The 16759-nt window shown below is 56.5% G+C and carries 15 protein-coding genes; 2 read left to right on the top strand and 13 right to left on the bottom strand.

What is annotated here, in order from left to right; all coding sequences use genetic code 11:
• Positions 1-12: 12 nt before the first annotated feature.
• Positions 13-216, top strand: coding sequence for a hypothetical protein (locus tag RSQ48_RS07215; protein WP_000131871.1), 204 nt, complete (start codon positions 13-15; stop codon positions 214-216).
• Positions 217-252: 36 nt separating this feature from the next.
• Here the strand turns inward: RSQ48_RS07215 and RSQ48_RS07210 are convergent, their stop codons facing one another.
• From RSQ48_RS07210 to guaA, 11 genes are all read right to left on the bottom strand, one after another.
• The gene (locus tag RSQ48_RS07210; RefSeq protein WP_000211355.1) at positions 253-477 is read right to left on the bottom strand and encodes a type I toxin-antitoxin system ptaRNA1 family toxin; all 225 of its coding nucleotides are present in this window, start codon (positions 475-477) and stop codon (positions 253-255) included.
• A gap of 63 nt (positions 478-540) precedes the next feature.
• On the bottom strand, positions 541-789 hold the full coding sequence (locus RSQ48_RS07205; protein ID WP_000213809.1) for a hypothetical protein: 249 nt from the start codon (positions 787-789) through the stop codon (positions 541-543).
• Positions 790-793: 4 nt separating this feature from the next.
• Positions 794-2221: a P-type conjugative transfer protein TrbL gene (trbL, locus tag RSQ48_RS07200; RefSeq protein WP_001405816.1), complete on the bottom strand. Its 1428-nt coding sequence runs from the start codon at positions 2219-2221 to the stop codon at positions 794-796.
• 10 nt (positions 2222-2231) lie between these two features.
• The gene (trbK, locus tag RSQ48_RS07195) at positions 2232-2468 is read right to left on the bottom strand and encodes an entry exclusion lipoprotein TrbK (RefSeq protein ID WP_000718002.1); all 237 of its coding nucleotides are present in this window, start codon (positions 2466-2468) and stop codon (positions 2232-2234) included.
• A gap of 12 nt (positions 2469-2480) precedes the next feature.
• Positions 2481-3260: a P-type conjugative transfer protein TrbJ gene (trbJ, locus tag RSQ48_RS07190; protein WP_000836966.1), complete on the bottom strand. Its 780-nt coding sequence runs from the start codon at positions 3258-3260 to the stop codon at positions 2481-2483.
• Between the two features lie 140 nt (positions 3261-3400).
• Entirely contained in the window at positions 3401-3589 is a 189-nt protein-coding gene (locus RSQ48_RS07185; RefSeq protein ID WP_000024442.1) for a FitA-like ribbon-helix-helix domain-containing protein, read from the bottom strand.
• Positions 3590-4621: 1032 nt separating this feature from the next.
• Complete coding sequence (gene repC / locus RSQ48_RS07180; protein ID WP_000743064.1) at positions 4622-5503, bottom strand: replication protein C, IncQ-type; 882 nt, start codon at positions 5501-5503, stop codon at positions 4622-4624.
• On the bottom strand, positions 5490-6317 hold the full coding sequence (locus RSQ48_RS07175; RefSeq protein WP_001162384.1) for a helicase RepA family protein: 828 nt from the start codon (positions 6315-6317) through the stop codon (positions 5490-5492). Before RSQ48_RS07175 ends, repC begins: the two co-directional genes overlap by 14 nt.
• Before the next feature lie 4 nt (positions 6318-6321).
• Positions 6322-6543, bottom strand: coding sequence for a helix-turn-helix transcriptional regulator (locus tag RSQ48_RS07170; RefSeq protein ID WP_001179606.1), 222 nt, complete (start codon positions 6541-6543; stop codon positions 6322-6324).
• A 147-nt stretch (positions 6544-6690) separates the two neighbouring features.
• The gene (locus RSQ48_RS07165; RefSeq protein ID WP_000954590.1) at positions 6691-7893 is read right to left on the bottom strand and encodes a tyrosine-type recombinase/integrase; all 1203 of its coding nucleotides are present in this window, start codon (positions 7891-7893) and stop codon (positions 6691-6693) included.
• Positions 7894-8197: 304 nt separating this feature from the next.
• Complete coding sequence (gene guaA, locus RSQ48_RS07160) at positions 8198-9784, bottom strand: glutamine-hydrolyzing GMP synthase (RefSeq protein ID WP_003801334.1); 1587 nt, start codon at positions 9782-9784, stop codon at positions 8198-8200.
• A 161-nt stretch (positions 9785-9945) separates the two neighbouring features.
• On the opposite strand from guaA, the gene RSQ48_RS07155 reads away from it, so the two are divergent.
• Complete coding sequence (locus tag RSQ48_RS07155) at positions 9946-10836, top strand: alpha/beta fold hydrolase (protein WP_240208785.1); 891 nt, start codon at positions 9946-9948, stop codon at positions 10834-10836.
• Between the two features lie 229 nt (positions 10837-11065).
• Here RSQ48_RS07155 and guaB read toward each other — a convergent pair whose 3' ends face one another.
• A complete protein-coding gene (gene guaB, locus RSQ48_RS07150) occupies positions 11066-12526 on the bottom strand; it encodes an IMP dehydrogenase (protein ID WP_131071577.1) in 1461 nt (486 codons plus the stop codon).
• A 42-nt stretch (positions 12527-12568) separates the two neighbouring features.
• Positions 12569-16630 (bottom strand): phosphoribosylformylglycinamidine synthase, encoded by a 4062-nt coding sequence (gene purL / locus RSQ48_RS07145; RefSeq protein WP_240208786.1) that lies wholly within the window; start codon positions 16628-16630, stop codon positions 12569-12571.
• Positions 16631-16759: the final 129 nt, after the last annotated feature.

Raw genomic sequence — 16759 nt, 5'->3', positions numbered from 1 at the left:
TGAGGTCGCCCGATGACAGACCCAAAGAACCTAGAGAACAGGCTGCATGAGAAGGCCGACCCGGCCCGCGCCGTTTCCACTGGTCGGGTGCGCTACACACTGGCCGAACTACTGGCCGACGCGGAAGCATCCGGGGCTTACCCGCTGCCGCCGGAGGAACGCGAATGGATGGATGCGCCGTCTGTGGGTCGGGAATGGCCAAACAGTGAAGATTGAAAAAGGCGGCCAGTTCGAGTGGCCGCCCTTTCGTCATTAGCTGCACGCTTGGCGCAAGGCGTTCATTGCTTCTTGAAAATCAGCCTGTGTCGCCCGGCCCGTTTCAGCTTGGTAGTACACCACCATAAAAGCATTAGCGACGGCTTCGGCCAATGGCCCAAGGCTCCGCGCTTCCGCTTGGTTGATGTACTCCAAAGAAGAAAGAATAGCCGCTGCTTGATGCACTGCTTGCCCTGGTTCGATAATATGTTGTGTTGTCATAATTCACCTCTCCAGTAGGTGTTGATTGAAAGTGCCGGGCTGGTTGTGGCCAGCCCGGTGCGCCTACAGGTACAGCCCCGCCGCCTCCGCGAATGCTGACCGCTCATTCCTGCCGCCATTAACCTCAATACTTATCGGCTTAGTTTCGCTCTCTCTCATAGGGTCTGGCCGTGATACAAAAGCGGCTGTTTCTGTCTCTGCATCGACCTCGGTCGATTGATCACCCAGCGGCGAAATAAATACCTGGCTGACTTCTTCCCTTGGCGCTTCATCCAGGGCCGCCAATGCGGCCATGTATGTTGATGTCGTCATCGTGCTAACTCCTGACTTCGTTACTATCTGGGCCAGAATCGGCGCCCAAGCTATTGCCCTCGAACTGGCCAGATTGGCTTGCTTCTTTCGGCTCCATGCTTTCGCGTATCGAAGCAGCCAGTTTTCCGCCTGTGGTTTCGCTCACTCGCTCCTGGAATCCCTGCTTCACTTGAGAGCCGACACCCTTGGCTAACTCGGAGGCCGTGCCTGTGGCCAGCTTCGCGGCCTTGGCAAAGCCGCCACCGCTTGAGCTACTGCCGCTGTCACCAAAGCCAGCCGCTTGGGCGAATGGGCTACTGCCAGCAGTACCCGCTTCACCACCACCGTTTCCGCCACTGCTGACAACTGACCCCATGCTGGACATGTCACCGCCGGTTTCCATACTCGCTGATGCTTTCTGAAAAGCCGCTTGGAGTGCACTTGCACCTCCGGCTGCACCGGCTGCGGCACCCATAACCGCTTTACCTGCCAGGGCAGCGCCGCCAGTTGCCATACTGGCCGCCGTCACCGCCGCCCCAACTGCCGCACCCGCACCGAAGTTTCCAATTCCACCGGCTGCGCCAATACCACCACCAGACACAAGACCAGAAATCATCGGCGGAACTTTGTTGACCAAGAAAAGCAAGATGACCGATATAACCAACATCACGGCCAGTTCCTGGGATGCCATGTTCTCGCTGATTTGCGTGTAGTAGTGATTGATGAACTCTTTGCCAATCGCAACCAGAAGCACCATTGCCATAAGCTGTGCGGCCAGGCCCAGCACGGTCTTGTAGTAATTGATCGCCATGTCGGAAGTCCAACGACTTCCACCAAAGCCAAGGAAGAACACACCGGCATACAACAGAATCCAGGCTGATGCGAGCAACAGCAACAGGTTGACCGCAATCAACGCCAGGACAAACAAAACAGCCAGGGCCATTAGCTCCATGACCAGAGCAGTTGCCATCTGCCGCCATCCCAGCTCCGAGGTGGCCTGTACTGTGCGGTTGTATAACTCGAAACCAAGATCAAGGATGCTGGAGGGCCCAAGATTGCTATTGGAAAGTCCCCCCGCCTGCGCGCCCAGAGTTTGCAATGACTGAACAATCGTACCGGCGATATTCATGCCCTGGTTCGCATTCGTCAGCAACCACCAGAAAAAGCCGGTGAAGATCGTGAAGCGAACGAACTCCGCGAAGAACTCGCCAATGTCGGCCTTGCGCAAAGCCATCATGCCGAATGTCCAGACCATCGAAATCACAACCAGCGTCCAGAACAAACGCGATGCAGCGGACTCAATAGCTGGCCCCCATGTTGCGGCAGCATCATGAAAACGCTTGAGCACATCATTCATAACACCGCTGCTACTTAGCTCCTGCGCCATTGCAGGTTCAGCCAGCACCATTGTGGCGACCATCATCAAGCCACCTAGAGCAATTTTCTTTCTCATGGCGACCACCTCAATAATCATCTTTAGGGCTGGGCTTGAACTCCCACTGACGCATCTGCTTGGCCTTCTGGAATGCTCTGCATTCCTCGGTAAAGGCCTCTCGGTTCGCTTCGCTGCGCATTTCATTCAGTGCTGCCTGGAACGCATCGGGGGCACACGTCGCCGCATTTGGTTCGGGCATCCTTTCCTGTTCACATCCAGCCAACAACAGCAACGTAGCCGCGGTAGTAAAAAAGATTTTTTTCATCTCACCGCCTCCCTAGTAGTTGTCTGCCGGACTCGGGCGAAACGTCCAGGTACGCATTTGCTCGGCCCTGGCATCACCTCGCGCCTCGGCATCGAGTTCTGCTGCAATCCGGGCTGCCTCCGCGTTGTGTTGGGCGGTCAACATGGTGCGAATCTGCAAGAGCTGATTGGCCTGCTGGCTGGCGAGCTGGTTGGCGTAGCCGATGGCCTGTAGCTGGCCAGTTGCACCCTGGGCCGCGCCTTGCAGCCGCTCCAGGGTACGGGCGTCATCCTTCAAAGCCTTTTGCTGGTCGGCAACGGTCTGGAACAGGGCATCGTTGGCCTTCTTTTGCGACTCTGACGCCAGGCGGCGGTTCTCTTCCATCGCTGCCTTTTCGGCCGGCGTGCATCCGCCGCTGCCGTTGAAGCATGGCGAGCTGCGGTAATAGGCCACGTCCTGAAACTTGGCCAGGTAACGATCCAGGCTGCCTAGCTGGTTCTCGTAATAGGCCAGCGTGTTTTGCGCGGCAATCAGCCGGTTGATCGTAGTCTGCGCCTGATCCCAGATATACGCGGCTGGGGCCATCGTGTTCTGGAGCTGATTTTCGTACTGCTGCAACTGGGTCTGGTACTGCTCAATCTGCTTGAGCGTCTGCGCCACCGACTCGATGGCCGTCATGATGTTCTGGGCCAGGTTGCCGCCGTCGATGACGGGGATACCAGCTTGCACAGGGGCGGTGGTAGTGGTGATAAAGCCGGTTGCGAGTGCAACGGCTAGAGCGGTTTTTTTAGCCGCTAAAATTTTGGACTTCATGGTCGTACTCCGTCGATGAAAAGAAGGCATTGCCTTGACCAAGCGTTGTGCTTGTTCTCGGCAACGTTTCATCGAAGAGCTACGCCACTAGCTGATCGGTATTGCCCTTGGCGCTGAGGCCCGGACTTACAAACGTAAAACTACTCTGTTTTTTTATCGCTTTCGGACAAGCCAACTTCCCGGCCAATCTCTTCAAGCTCTAGCGGCTGTACTGCCGCCGTCAGTATTTCGCGTATTTCCGCGTCGGTGCTCCTATCGTTGAGCGCTGCTCGAACTTTCAACGCACGGTGCACCTCGGCGGGTAAATTCCTGATAAGCACATTTGCCATATCAATACCCTTTTGGTGTACCCGACAACCATGCTATCAAAGATATTAAAAATAGCAAGACCTATACTCTTGCAACCGGCGGTAGCCGATCAGCCCCGCAGGGCAGGATTCCCGTTGAGTGCCCCCGGCGCGAATAAGGGACAGTGAAGATAGATAACCGGCTTGCCGGTTAGCTAACTTCACCCATCCTGCCCGCATTTCACCCACTATTGAAAATCTAGCGCATATCGAACGTAAAGCGTTTTATCGTCAAACAAACACCGATTCTTGGCAACATAACCGTAATCGTCACCAAATCGGCCTGCAATCGACATAGTCGCTTCAAAATCGCTGCTCAATCGGCTTTAAATCGGAACCTAAAATGCCAACAATCGACACAAACCATTCGCCCCGATGGGGCGAGTTGGACGCCAAAAAAGAAGGGCATAACCCGCCCCTCAAGTGTCAATGAACACAAGAAATTTGCCTCCCCTCCCGTCATACCACTAAGGCGACGTATTGATACTTGAGGGGCAACCTTTCCTGATGTTGACACCTTCACGCAGGTTACTGGTTATGGGCGTCCAACACACACGGCTCATTCCTGCTTGGTAATAATAAGAATAATAATCTTCTTATTATTCTTACCGAACGAATGGGCACTGCTTAGCCATTTCACGTTTCGAGCCAAGGTTTCAGTACAGATAACTACAAGTGCACACAGCGGCCCTCCAGCACCGTTAGACGCAGATTCTGCTTCAGCTCATGGAATAAGGGACTCCGGGTTGTTTTCCCCTCTCACAAGGCGTTTCAGCGGCCACTGAAGCCGCCTTCTCTTCTTGGCGTTAAACCATCGGCCTATGGCCGATTGATAAAGCCCGCCAGGGCTTTATTGGCAAGGTCAGAACGCGCCCTCAAGGCGCGAGCTGCACCGCGCATGATGGATTATCTTTAGATAATCTTGGATGGATTTCCCAAACTGCCCGCAAAGCAGCGCACCGTCTGGGTTTTCCAAATTGGGACGGGGAACGTTACGACGGCAGAAGGGGAGCGTTACGACGGTAACAAGGGAACGTTACGACGGTAAACGGGTGCAGTTGCCGTGGGGCCAGGCCTCTTGATCTCCCATTTTCCCTTGGCGTATTCGTTCACTACCCAACCCACGGCGGCAAGTTCGGCCAGTGCCTTCCGGGCAGTCTGACGGCGTTTTTTCATAGCTTCGGCATTGGCTTCATCTGGCCAGACATAGCCGCAAAGCGTGTCCAGTTCCACGCGCCCGGATTTGCCGGGGTCGATCCAGCCGCATAGCCGTTGGTGCATCAGCCGTGCCGGATCAGTCTGTAGCACCCGCACTTCCGCCATGTCGATACGGGCATATGGACGATGCCCCAGGATCGCTTCGGCAATACGCGGATTCAGGGCAACCCATAGCCTGCCGTCCGTCTCGTCAAAAGCATGACTCATCAGGTGGAACGCGGCTTGCCGCCGTCCCTTCGTCACAAGGATGGTGACGTTCGACATGCGCAGCAGGCTGGCTTTGAGCGCCTTGATGTTGTCGCCGCTATCCGTCATGCCCGTTTCTGAGAGCAGTTTGGTCAGGCTCTCACGAACCACCAAGCCGTCTTGCTCAATGGCTTCGAAACGGGGTTCAAGGAATAGCCGTAGCTGTCGCCCCGTCTCACTGGTCGGTTCCGGGGTTAGCAAGATGCCGTTCGGGCCGCCAAGGGCCACGATGCCTTGCAAAAGACGCATATCATCGGCCCCGAGAGGTTCGAATCCGACGAAACGCATGGATTCGTCCTCGCCAAAGGTGTAGGTCACGTCCAGCTTGCAGCGTTTGCGATCGCCACGCTTGAGGCTGCGGAACAGGCCAGGTGCCAAACAGTGCGCGGGATCATGTCGGACGTGGGTCAGGTCATGCTTAGGCTTCTTCACGCTGTCTCCTTTTCACCTTGCACTGCCGCTCCAGTACAGCAGGCTTCAACACGCCGCCGTCGTGCCGTCTAAACCAGAGTTCTTGAAAAGGTGCGCCATAGTTGGCCTTGCTGACGCCAAAGCGGACAAAATACCCACGCTGACAATCATCGACCCCCAGTATCTCGGCCTCGCCTTGCGTCATGCCGGATAGGTACGATTGCCAACGGATGTTATCAACCAGTACGGACGATCCACGACTGGCCTGCTGTTGATCGCCCGACCCCATCATGGCTGCGCTTTTACTCGCGTGGTGCAGAAACACAATGGAGCAGCCTGTATCAGCGGCTATGGCCTCCATGTGCCCAACAACCTGCGCCATCGGCCCGCTAGCGTTCTCCTCCTCAATGTGGAAGCGCCGCAAAGTGTCCAAGATCATCAAGCGACGACCTTCAGCGGCTCGTTTGAGAGCATCGAACCAGCTAGCAGCCATGATGTTTGGGCATTTACCGATCAAGGGTTCAATGAGCAAACCATCAGCCACGGCTTGCCGTTCCGCTGCGCTGAGGTGTGCCCCAAGGGCGTGCAGACGATGGTGAATAGCGGCCGGTGGATCTTCAGCAGGCAGATAGACCACTTGCCCGGTGGGAAACTCGCCTATTTCAAGTAAATCAGGCCCGCCTGCAATCTGTGCAGCCAATTGAAGGGCCAACATGGATTTACCAGCCCCACCAGGCGACACAAGAGCACCAACAGTGCCAGCAACCATATTAGGCAGAACATAATCAATGGGTGGCGGCAATTCCGTGAAAGCCGCCATAAGATCAAGAGCCATATAACTAGCCCTCTATAGGGCCAGGTCGCGCAGCTTGATCACCCGATGATTTACGTGCCTCAATCCACTCTTCGACCTCTGACAAATCCCAGGCGACATTTCTACTGGTTAACGCGATACGGCGTGGAAAATCCCCTCGCTGCTCCAGGTTATAAATTGTTCGTGTCGAAAGCGGGATCATCTCCAGGAGCTTCTTCCTGTTGATGAGGGTCTTTATATTTTGCATGGGTCAATACCTCTCAAATGAATAGTTGCTATTCATCGAGTAGCTGCGCGAAGCAGCTAATCGGTAATTGACCTGCCCGATGCCAATGGCGGCCTTATTTATAAATTCACGGCATCAACTTCAATGCTATCAAAGATAGCAAAAACATCAACCCTTACTGCCTCCCGAAGTCCACTCATCAATCATATCGGCCCAATCCTGCAACATCGCCGCCCGCTGCTCGCGGTACTCAGCCTTGTTGTAGACAGCCCTCACGCCCTTCTGCTCGTGCGCCAGGCACTTCTCGATCCAGTCGGTGTTGTAGCCGGCCTCATGCAACAGCGTGCTGGCTGTGCGCCGCAAATCATGCGGTCCGAACTTGGTAAGTGACTTCCCATCTTTCTGCGCCGCCTTGTAAGTCAGCGTCAGCACCTGGTTAAGTGTGGCAGCGCTCATCGGCGCATCCGAGTCGTACCGTGATGGCAAAACGAAGTCGGAACCACCGGCAAAGGTTTTCATGGCAATGAAAATATCCAGAGCCTGCTGGGACAGAAATACCAGGTGCGGGTTACGGCGTTTCATCCGCTCCTTTGGAATCGTCCACAACGCTTCGCTGAAATTGATCTCGCTCCAGGTCGCATTGGTCAGCTCGCTCTTGCGCACCATCGTCAGCAATAACAGCTTGGCCGCCGCACGGTTTGTTGGGCTTGTGCCCACTCGCTCCATGTACTGGTACATCAGCCCAATTTCTTCTGGCGTCAACGCTCGGTCACGTGGCTCGAATCGAGCGATGCTTGTTGGGCGCACCAGTTCTGCCGGGTTTTCGACCTTCTGCCCACGCTCGATGGCCCAGCGAAATACCTGCAACACGATTTCACGCACATGAACGGCGGTGGCCGGTGCGCCTCGCTCAACAATGGCATCAGCCAGCGCCCGCAAGTCTTCGTGGGTGATCTCCACCAGCTTCTGATTGCTGAATTTCGGCTTCAGCTCACGCTCATAAACCGAGCGGCGCATATCGCGGGTGGAGTCGGCCATCTGGTAGCCACGCAGCCACTTCTCCGCCCAGGCACCGAACGTCTCTGCATCTTTCACCCGCGCCTTGTCTCGGGCTTTCTCCTTGGCCGGCGACTTGCCCGCCGCAACCATCTTCTTGGCGTCACCCAACAGCTCGCGGGCTTCGGCCAGGGTGATGCCACCGACACCATAACGCCCAAAGGTGATGGTCTCCTGCCGACCGTTGATTGAGTAGTTGTAACGGAACGAGATGGAGCCGGCTGGAGTCACTGCCACATAGAGACCTTCCCGGTCATTCACTTTGTAGAGTTTGTCCCTGGGCTTGAGATTGCGCAGCTTGGTATCGGTCAGCATGTACCTTGTCCTTCTTCGTCTCCGATACCATGCTGAAAAAATCTCGAATTTATCGTATTTTTTCTTACGAAACAGTAACTTATAGAATATTAATACCATGAACACACAAAAGAACGCAGCATGGTATCGGCATCAATCATGGCATCGCCAAACCATAATACCAGCTTTAATGCCATGCTCAAACGGTGCTTGGCGCTTCCTCCCGTTGCCAGATCGTGCCAAACACAAACAAAAAAAAGCCCGCAATTACGCGGGCTTAGCGGCATTTCATGCCATCAGGTGCCTGGCTGTGCCAGACGCGGAATCATTCCCACTCAATCGTCGCTGGCGGCTTGCTGCTGACGTCATACGTCACACGGTTAATGCCGCGCACTTCGTTGATGATGCGACCCGAAGTACGCTTGAGCAGCGAGTAAGGCAGTTCAGCCCAGTCCGCCGTCATGAAGTCGGTCGTCTGTACAGCGCGCATGGCAACCACGTACTCGTAAGTGCGTGCATCGCCCATCACGCCGACGCTCTTTACGGGCAGGAAGACGGTAAATGCCTGAGAAGTCAGGTCGTACCAATTTTTGCCAGTTTCTTCGTCAACCGTATTACGCAGTTCTTCGATGAAGATTGCATCAGCTTGGCGCAGCAGATCTGCGTACTCACGCTTGATTTCACCCAGGATGCGCACACCCAAGCCTGGGCCTGGGAAGGGGTGACGATAGACCATGGCAGGTGGCAGGCCCAAGGCCACGCCCAGTTTGCGCACTTCGTCTTTGAACAGTTCGCGCAGAGGCTCCAGCAGCTTCAGGTTCAGCGTTTCTGGCAGGCCACCTACGTTATGGTGAGACTTGATGCCCGTAGCCTTGCCCGACTTGGCCGCAGCCGATTCGATAACGTCTGGGTAAATCGTGCCCTGTGCCAGCCAGCGAGCATTGCTGAGCTTGGCAGCTTCTTCCTGGAAGATCTCTACGAATTCGCGGCCAATGATCTTGCGCTTGGCTTCTGGATCAGTAACACCGGCCAGTTTGCCCAGGAAGCGATCGGACGCGTCGATATGGATGATTTTCAAACCCATATTGTCGGCGAAGGTGCGCATGACTTGCTCGGCTTCGTTCAGACGCAGCAGGCCGTGGTCCACGAATACGCAGGTCAGCTTGTCGCCAATCGCCTGGTGGATCAAAGCGGCAGCAACCGAGGAGTCCACCCCGCCGGACAGGGCCAGAATCACTTCCTCGTCGCCGACTTGTTCGCGAATATTGGCAATGGCCTCTTCCACGTAGTCCGGCATGTTCCAGTCGCCCACGCAGCCACAGATATCGCGCACAAAACGTTGGAACAAGGCAGCGCCTTGCACAGTATGGGTAACCTCAGGGTGGAACTGAACCGCGTAGAAGCCACGATCTTCATCAGCCATGCCGGCGATGGGGCAGGTAGGCGTGGAAGCCATCAGCTTGAAGCCGGGAGGCAAGGCGGTGACTTTATCGCCGTGGCTCATCCAGACTTTGAGCATGCCGTGGCCTTCTGCCGTAGCGAAGTCCTGGATACCATCGAGCAACTTGGTGTGGCCGTGGGCGCGCACTTCAGCATAGCCAAATTCGCGCTTGTCGGAGCCTTCGGTAACGCCGCCCAATTGGCGGGCCATGGCTTGCATGCCGTAGCAAATGCCCAGAACGGGAACGCCTGCTTCAAAAACCGCAGCGGGAACTTGCAAAGCATCGTCGGCGTAGACTGACGCATGGCTGCCCGACAAAATAATCCCTTTCAGGCCTTCTTGGGAGCGGATAAATTCATCGCTGACATCACCGGGATGAATTTCACAGTAAGCACCAGCTTCGCGCACGCGGCGCGCAATAAGTTGGGTGACCTGGGAGCCGTAATCAAGAATCAGAATTCGCTGGTGCATGAAAGTATCGAGCCAATAATAAAGCGGTAAAGAGTCTATTTTACGCTGTGTAGCGCCGCTTAGGGAGCCGTAGAAATACTCCAGGCCGAAATTGTCCTGCATCACTGGCATTCATGCGGCAAGGCAGCTACAGTACATGCAGCCATTTTGGGAGTTTCAGCATGTCTTCGAGTCGTACCCCTCATTCAAACGAGCTCAATGAACACCATGAATCCCGACCTGCACAGGCCGGTCCACAGCAAAGCGGGGGCAGCTATATTCCCGCCTCTGGTGCTGCTGACGAACGTTCGCGTGGCTTTGCCTACGAATGCCAGCAAGATACCGACGAGGTATCGGGCAGCCTGACATTTGTACTGGTTCACGGCGCCTGGCACGGTGGCTGGTGCTGGTCCCGGCTGGCTGAGCGGCTCCAGGCCAAAGGACACAAAGTCTACACCCCCACCTTGACGGGCCTGGGCGAGCGCAGTCATTTACTGGGTCCGGACATCACCCTGAATACCTTTGTGGATGATGTCGCCAATTTGATACGCTGGGAAGATCTGTCCAATGTCGTGCTGGTTGGCCACAGCTTTGCAGGCCTGGTGATCAGCGGCGTGGCCGACGTCATGCCACGTTGCATACGTCATCTGATTTATCTGGATGCCTTTATTCTGCCTAGCGGCACCAGCACGTTTGATACCCTGCCTGAAAAAATGGTGGGGAGCATGATCGCCTCGGCCGGCCAAAGCACGATTCCCGCTGTCCCCCCTCCTCCCCTGCATGCATTGGGACTGCATGCCACAGAGGATCTGCGCTTTGTCGGCAATCGCCTGACTCCACAACCCCTGAGCGTTTACAGATCAGCTTTAGTATTGCAAAACCCGGTCATCGGTAACTCCCGCCCCTGCACTTATATTTCCTGCACGCAGCCGGTGTTTCGAGCAGTAGACACCTCGCGCGAGTGGGCCCGCCAGCAAAAGGACTGGGAATTTAGGGAGTTGGAAACCGGGCATAGTGCGGCTATCACCCATCCCGATTTGCTAAGTCGCTTGCTCGTGGAAATCGCCGACTAGTCAGCCTGCGGGAACGCCGGGACATCAGGTCGATAAAGTTCGCAAAGACGCATTTGCCCGTGCCATCCGCAGAGGAAGGCCTCCATGCAGCGAAAAACCTCGCCCGCCACGTTCCCATCCTGATCCATACAGGCGGCCGCCCACTACGGTCAGACAGGAAAGCGGCATGGCAAAAAAAAACGCCAACCCACAGGTTGGCGTTTTTTGGCATGCAAGAGACTGACTACGATCAGTCGGCGCGGTAGTTTGGCGCCTCTTTGGTGATCTGCACATCGTGCACATGAGACTCACGTACACCCGCAGCCGTAATTTCCACGAACTCGGCCTTGGCATGCAATTCCTCGATGGATTTGCAACCGCAGTAGCCCATGGAAGCACGAATGCCGCCCACCAATTGGTAAATAATGGCGATGACACTGCCCTTGTAGGGCACACGGCCTTCAATACCTTCTGGGACCAGCTTGTCTGCGTTATTGGAAGGGTCCTGGAAATAGCGGTCCGCTGAACCATCAACCATGGCGCCCAAGCTACCCATACCACGGTAGGACTTGTACGAACGGCCCTGGAACAGCACTACTTCACCAGGAGACTCCTCGGTACCGGCAAACATGCCACCCATCATGCAGGCAGACGCACCCGCAGCCAGGGCCTTGGACACATCGCCCGAGAAGCGGATACCACCGTCAGCAATCAGCGGCACGCCCGTACCTTCCAAGGCCTTGGCGACATCCGCAATCGCGGTGATTTGCGGCACACCCACACCGGCCACGATACGCGTCGTGCAAATAGAGCCTGGGCCGATCCCGACCTTGACGCAATCTGCACCCGCTTCGACCAGCGCACGGGCCGCTTCCGCCGTGGCAATATTGCCGCCAATGACCTGAATGCGCGGGAAATTCTTCTTGACCCAGCGAACACGCTCGATAACGCCACGAGAGTGACCATGGGCCGTATCCACCACCACTACGTCCACACCGGCTGCGGCCAGTTTTTCGACTCGTTCTTCCGTACCATCACCCACACCGACCGCAGCGCCGACACGCAACTGACCGTGGCTGTCTTTGCTGGCCAGTGGATGCTCGGTGTTCTTGACAATATCTTTGACAGTGGCAAGACCACGCAACTGGAACTGATCGTTCACAATCAGCACGCGCTCCAGGCGGTGACGGTGCATCAAGGCCTGGGCCTCATCCAGCGTGGCACCTTCGTGCATGGTGATCAGACGCTCCTGGGGCGTCATGACATCGCGCAAAGGCAGATCCAGGCGGTCTTCAAAGCGCAGATCGCGGTTGGTGACAATACCCACCAATTTACCGGCTTCCACCACAGGCAGACCGGAAATACCGTGCTGGCGCTGCAGATTGATGGCATCGCGCACCTTCATGGTGGGCGTGACCGTGACCGGGTCAATCACAATACCGAACTCGTGACGCTTCACACGTGCGACTTCACGCGCCTGGGCATCGGCTGTCAGGTTTTTGTGGATGATCCCGATACCGCCTTCCTGTGCCATGGCAATAGCCAGACGCGCTTCGGTAACCGTGTCCATGGCAGCCGAAACCAGCGGAATATTCAGGGTGATGTCCCGCGTAAAGCGGGTGAGCAAGGATGTATCGCGAGGCAGAACCTCGGAGTAAGCGGGAACCAACAACACATCGTCGAAGGTCAGTGCTTTCTTGATGAGACGCATGCTTTATAACTCCGTCCAAAAATCGATTATACGCGTAAGCAATTACGCAATCCAGACCCGAGCGTTGCGAAACATCCGCATCCAGGGAGTAAATCCACCATTTGCCATTTGATCAGCCCCCTGATCAGCTGCGCCCCACTGCGCTGGCGTCCAGGACATCATGACGTTGCGGGTCACGCGTTCCGGGTGCGGCATCATGATGGTAAAGCGGCCATCTGCCGTGGTCACACCCGTCAAGCCGTCGGGGCTGCCGTTGGGATTCAGCGGGTACTGCTCGGTACGCTGACCACGATGATCCACGAAGTGAACCGCAGCGGCGACCTTGGACGCATCGCCCTGACGCTGGAAGTTGGCAAAGCCTTCACCATGAGCCACGGCAACCGGCAAGCGGGTGCCTTCCATGCCCTTGAAAAACAGGGACGGCGACGCAGCAATTTCCACACTGGAGAAACGCGCTTCGTATTTTTCCGACTGGTTACGGGTAAAGCGCGGCCAGAATTCTGCGCCTGGGATCATGGGAGCCAAGGCGGCCATCATCTGACAACCATTACAAATACCCAAACCAAAGGTATCGCTACGTCCAAAGAACGCCGCGAACTGATCGGACAACTGACTGTTGAAACGAATGGTTTTGGCCCAGCCTTCACCGGCGCCCAGCACGTCCCCATAACTGAAGCCACCTACAGCCACCATGCCCTGCATGCCTTCGAGCGATGCGCGGCCCGACAGCAAGTCGGTCATGTGTACGTCCACGGCCTCGAAACCGGCTGTGTCAAAGGCCCAGGCCATTTCGACCTGGCTGTTGCAACCCTGTTCGCGCAAGATGGCAACGCGGGGGCGCTTACCGGTAGCGATGAAAGGAGCGGCAATGTCTTCCTGCGGATTGAACAGAACACGCGGGCTGATACCGGGATCTTCCACATCCTGCCAGCGTTCGAATTCAGCCTGGGCGCAAGCGGGATTGTCACGCCGCTCCATGATACGGCGGCTGACTTCGCTCCACTGTTGGGCCAGCTCAACCAGAGGTGCCTGATAAATGCAGGCGCCATCACGGTAGAACTCGATCTGATCGTTTTTATTCAGACCCCCAATGACGTGGGAGTGAGCCGACAAGCCTGCCTCACGCAGAGTTTGCATAACCCGGTCGCGCTGGGTCAGCGGTACTTGAATCACAGCACCGGCCTCTTCATTGAACAGAGCGCGCAAGGTAAGTTCATCCCGCTGTACGGCAACTTGCTCGGCGCGGATCTTGTAATCCCCCCAGTCCGCGGCGTGTGGGTCAATAGTCAACATGTCCAGATTCACGGACACGCCGGTATGCCCGGCAAACGCCATTTCAGCCACGGTGGCAGCCAGACCGCCATCGGATCGATCGTGGTAGGCCAGGATCAGATCCTGATCGGCCAACTGACGGATCACCTTCACAAACGACAGCATGGCCTGGGCATCCTGCATATCGGGGACGGACTGTCCGACCTGATTGAAGGCATGAGCCAGAACGGAGGCGCCCATGCGCTGCTTGCCCTGCCCCAGGTCAATCAGGATCAAGGCAGTATCACCCGCTTTGGTTTGCAATTGAGGGGTGAGCGTGCGACGCACATCGGCCACTTGGGCAAACGCAGTCACAACCAGAGAAACCGGAGAAATCACCTGACGGGATTCGCCGTCCTGCTCCCAGCTGGTGCGCATGGACAGCGAGTCCTTGCCCACCGGGATGGACAGACCCAGGCTTTGGCACCACTGGCTGACGGCCTGAACCGTGTCAAACAAGGCAGCATCCTGGCCGTCTACACCGCACGCCGCCATCCAGTTGGCAGACAGCTTGACGTCTTTCAGGTCACGCACATCGCTGGCGACCAGGTTGGTCAGGGCTTCAGCCACGGCCATACGGCCGGAGGCAGCAGCGTCGATCATGGCGCTAGGGCTACGCTCGCCCATGGACATGGCTTCGCCACGCACACCTTCAAAGTCAGCCAAGGTTACGGCGCAGTCAGCCACGGGCACTTGCCATGGGCCAACCATCTGATCGCGACTGCACAAGCCACCCACGCTACGGTCACCAATGCTGATCAGGAAAGTCTTGTTGGCCACGGTGGGATGACGCAGCACCCGATGCATGGCATCGACCAAGGGGATTTCCGTCAGGTCCAGCGGCTCAGCCACCCCTTGCAGACGTTTGACGTCACGCTCCATACGTGGCGCCTTGCCCAGAATCACGTCCATAGGCACGTCTACAGGACGCTCCTCGATGCTCTTGGGGGTATGCACGTCGTCCACACCAGGCAGACCCTCACCGAACGTCACACGCAACTGGCGCTCTTCGGTAGCCACACCCACGACGGCAAAGGGGCAACGCTCGCGCTGAGCGATGCGCTCGAAACGCGGCAAGTCCTTGGGCAAAATAGCCAGGACGTACCGCTCCTGCGATTCGTTGGACCAGATTTCGGCGGGCGACAGACCCGATTCTTCCAAAGGAACGCGCGTCAGTTCAAAAATGGCGCCACGCTCGGCATCGTTGACCAGCTCTGGGAAGGCATTGGACAAACCACCCGCCCCCACGTCGTGGATAGCAATAATGGGATTGTTCTCGCCCTGTTGCCAGCAGCGGTCAATCACTTCCTGGGCACGACGCTCCATTTCCGGGTTGCCACGCTGCACGGAGTCAAAATCCAGCTCAGCACGGTTGGCGCCCACGCCCATACTGGACGCAGCGCCACCACCCATACCAATACGCATGCCGGGACCACCCAGCTGAATCAGCAAGGCGCCCACTGGCAGAGGATCTTTGTGAGTCAGGCGATCGTCAATCGAGCCCAGACCACCGGCAATCATGATGGGCTTGTGATAGCCCCAGCGCTGATCGCCAGCCGTTTGTTCAAAGGTACGGAAGTAACCCAGCAGATTGGGACGACCAAATTCGTTATTGAAGGCAGCACCACCAATCGGGCCTTCAATCATGATGTCCAGCGGGCTGGCGATACGGTCAGGAATACCGTGGGAGTCTTTTTCCCAAGGTTCCATTTGTTCAGGAAAGCACAGATTGGACACGGTAAAGCCGGTCAAACCCGCTTTGGGCTTGGAGCCACGGCCGGTTGCGCCTTCGTCACGAATCTCGCCACCGGCACCCGTCGATGCGCCAGGAAATGGAGCAATCGCGGTGGGATGGTTGTGCGTTTCCACCTTCATCAACGTGTGAACCAGCGCTTCGTGACGCTGATACACGGGCTCGTTGGCCTGATCGTTGATACCAGCGTGAAACAGAGTGGCTGGACCGCCCGTCATGATGGCGGCATTATCGGCATAAGCCACCACGGTGTTTTCAGGCTGAGCAGCATGGGTTTCACGAATCATGCCAAACAAGGTCTTACCCTGGCTTTGACCGTCAATTACCCACTGTGCGTTAAAAATCTTGTGACGGCAGTGTTCGCTATTGGCTTGGGCGAACATCATCAGCTCCACATCGTGCGGGTTACGACCCAGACGTGTAAAGGCCTCCATCAGGTATTCAATTTCATCTTCGGACAGCGCCAGGCCCATTTGCTCGTTGGCCTGTTTCAAGGTTGCCACGCCACCGCCCAGAATATCCACGGTCTGGATCGGCTTGCCCTCCAGTTGGGTAAACAAGGCCTGTCCGTCAAAATCCAGACCCACTACCGTCTCGGTCATGCGATCATGCAGCAAGTCAGCCAGTTGCTCCAGCTGCGCCTGATCCAGCTCTTTAGCGCCTAACAATCCACGCTTGGGAGTAATGATGTAGCGCACACCGCGTTCAATACGACGGACGGCCTGCAAACCACAGTTGTGGGCGATATCAGTCGCTTTACTGGCCCAGGGCGACACGGTGCCCAGTCGAGGCACAACGCGCAGCACCAAAGCGCCCTTGGGCGGCTGCGGGTCCAGCGCAGGCAGACCATCGTCCAGCAGATCGCTCAGGTGCTGACGGGCACTGGCATCCAGACCGGACTCTTCAGTCCAGACGTAGTATTCATGCAAGGCAAGAATGTCGGCAACTGGCAGTTGACGCTGCTCGATACGCTCTAGCAAACGCTCACGACGAAATGCGGAGAGCACGGACGAACCGGGAAAGTACAGGATTTGGCTCACGATACGGGAGGGGCAAAAAAGTGGGAGAAATAGAAAACACGCCATTTTAACCGGAAGCGACACAAGAGGTCACATCACTAAATGGCGTGCACAAAAAGGAAAATTCAGATCCAACAACGGGCTCGCGAC

Source organism: Alcaligenes sp. SJTW-7 (genome assembly GCF_047716895.1).
GTDB classification, from domain to species: domain Bacteria; phylum Pseudomonadota; class Gammaproteobacteria; order Burkholderiales; family Burkholderiaceae_B; genus Alcaligenes; species Alcaligenes ammonioxydans.
This window is presented reverse-complemented; position numbering and strand designations above follow the sequence as displayed.